The organism is Bacteroides sp. 4_1_36 (assembly GCF_003466325.1).
Lineage (GTDB): Bacteria > Bacteroidota > Bacteroidia > Bacteroidales > Bacteroidaceae > Bacteroides > Bacteroides uniformis.
In genome coordinates, this window is record NZ_QSOX01000054.1 from 1 (window position 1) to 2,556 (window position 2,556).

At 44.2% G+C, this 2,556-nt stretch carries 2 protein-coding genes; both read right to left on the reverse strand.

What is annotated here, in order from left to right; genetic code table 11:
* Positions 1–90: 90 nt before the first annotated feature.
* On the reverse strand, positions 91–846 hold the full coding sequence (istB, locus tag DXD65_RS20785) for an IS21-like element helper ATPase IstB (protein ID WP_011965959.1): 756 nt from the start codon (positions 844–846) through the stop codon (positions 91–93).
* Positions 847–857: 11 nt separating this feature from the next.
* Positions 858–2,456 (reverse strand): IS21 family transposase, encoded by a 1,599-nt coding sequence (istA, locus tag DXD65_RS20790; protein ID WP_011965960.1) that lies wholly within the window; start codon positions 2,454–2,456, stop codon positions 858–860.
* Between the last annotated feature and the right edge of the window lie 100 nt (positions 2,457–2,556).

Sequence of the window (2,556 nt, forward strand, 5' to 3'; positions counted from 1 at the left end):
TTGTAGATACTAATTGAAAAGTGCACCGTATTTTAATTGAAAAGAGCTCCATCCATACTTGTTACAAAATTACATATAAGTTTAAAATCTTCATTTATCTTGTCTCATTTTTTGTGTTTCTTTGAGCCTATAAGAGAGTCCGGTCATATTTACCAGATAGGCTTTATGTGTAAGCCTGTCGACCATTGCCGCTACAAGCACCTTGTCCTTTATGATTTCATTCCATCTGTTAAAAGCCAAATTAGTAGTAATGATTGTAGCTTTTTTCCCGGCCCTTAAGGACAAGTGGTTAAAAAGCAGTTCTCCTCCTTCCTTGTCACAACTGACATATCCGAATTCATCACAGATAACCAGATCGTATTTTTCAAACCGTAATTGCAACGCCCGCAGTGTCTTTGCGGATTTGGCTTCCCTTATCTGGGTAAGCAAGACAGGGACTGAAGTAAACAATACGGTAAAATCCTGCTGGCAGGCCTTTATTCCTAAAGCCGTAGCAATATGAGTCTTTCCCGTCCCCGGATTTCCATACAGGACTATGTTTCTTCCCTCCCTGATGAAGTCCAGTGTTTCCAATTCAGGCAATATTATCTGTGCCTCTTTGGGCATGTCTTCCATGACAAGTTCATGCAGATACTTCATTTGTGGGAATCCCGCAGATTTTATCCTTGATTTTCTTCTACATTCCCTTCTTCTGACACTTTCCTTTCCAAGCAATTCGGTCAAGAAATGCAAATGGCTCCAGTTTTCTCCGGCTGCCAATGAAAGGGTGTATTCCAGTTCCTCTTTGAAGGCCAGCAGCTTCAGTTCTGTCGCATAGTCATAAATGGTTTCTTTTTCTGATTTCATATATTATAAACTTAAATGGTTGGTATTATATCATGCGCTTCATTGTATCCTGTCATGAGTGCCGTAATGCCTTCAAGCATATCCACGGCTTCTCTTTCTATATTCTCTTGTTGTGCCGGAAGAACAGGCGACTCCATGGATTCTTCCATCTCTTCCTGTGCGTTGCCATGCAACATGGCCTTTACCTGTTCCGGAGATATCTTTCTGACACCACGTCCGGTCAGTTCCCTGCATGCCCTGATGATGTCTGTCCCGGAAAAACCATTTTCCCATGCATAGTCCAGCAGCAGGACGAATGCCCTGTTGTCATTCTTGAAATAGCTGTCATACAGTCTTTTCAGTTCTTCCGGTGCTCTTTGCCAGACCACAGAATGAGGTAATGCACCCGGTTTACGGGAAAGTGTACGCAAGTAGTGCTCCAGCTTGATGCACCAGTCGCCACCACAATAACTGCGTTGGTGCGAGGCCACTTTCTCCTTCCCGTACAGGATGACGATTTTTTCACTGTAGACCTTGACATGTACTTTTTCTCCTACAAGGGAATCAGGTACGGAATAATGAACATTTTTCATGCTGACAGTCGACCACTTGTCCACGATGTACTCATTGACCTCAAAACAGCCAAGGTTGCCGGGAAAAGGCTTCAGCGATGACAAATCAGCCTCCAGACGCGATGATTTCTCCGCTGTTGAAAGACTGCCCTGCTCGTTGTTGACCTGCGTACACATTCGGTTCAAATGCTCCTGGGCGGAACGTATGTCATTGAAATGGTCAGTCAGGCAGAAAGCTTTCCTCCTGACATATTCCACGCTGCGTTCCACATGCCCTTTCTCCCATCCGGCCCGTACATTACAGAAACGGTACTCAAAACAATAGAAACCGGACATCTTCATCAGGGCTTCCGTAGGCTTCTTGTCACCACCGACAAAGCTCTTGACGGCTACACGCATATTGTCATAGACCATCATGGCGGGGACACCATGTATATCCCTGAAGAAGTTGCGGTGGGATTCCATGAAGGCAAGCGTATTCTGATGCCTGAAAAGGTAGGCGTATCTGCCATTGCTATGCCCGAAAGTGAATACGGCCAGATAAAACTTGGTCTTGACACCGTCAATAAAAAGAAGGACTTCACCCCAGTCAAACTCAACAATGCATCCCGGCTCATAGAACAACCGGATAAAGGCTTCGCTCTTTTTCTTCTCTTTGTATGACTCTATATTTTTTATATAACTGCACACTGTGGCATAACTGATGGTATATCCTTTGGATAACAGAAACTGGTGGATATCCTTCTTCAGCATGCGCTGCTTGCGAAGCCCCGTAGCTACCTTAACGGCATTCTTCTTCAGGCAAAACCCGATCTCGTCCTTAATCTCTTGTGTAAGGCGGCGAGGGCGGCGTTTGGAACTGTCATACTTGGGCTGGACGGTAAGCAAATCACTCAAAGCCTCTTCCGGATTATCAGTACGGATGGCTGATTCGTATTCTGAAAGAATATTGTCAACGGTATGACGGCTGACATGAAGTTCACGAGAGATACGCCGTTTGCTATAACCGCATACTCTATACATGTGTATTATTGATTGTCTTTCTACCATAGTCTTCATTTTACCTTTGTATTTGGATGATACAAAGGTCATTATACTTATCCTATGGCGGCGCACTTTTCAATTGGAATATTGGCGCACTTTTCAATTAGTATCTACA

Excerpts from the sequence above, each read along its gene's own strand:
- istB (WP_011965959.1), bottom strand. The coding sequence starts at position 846 with ATGAAATCAGAAAAAGAAACCATTTATGACTATGCGACAGAACTGAAG.
- istA (WP_011965960.1), bottom strand. The coding sequence starts at position 2,456 with ATGAAGACTATGGTAGAAAGACAATCAATAATACACATGTATAGAGTA.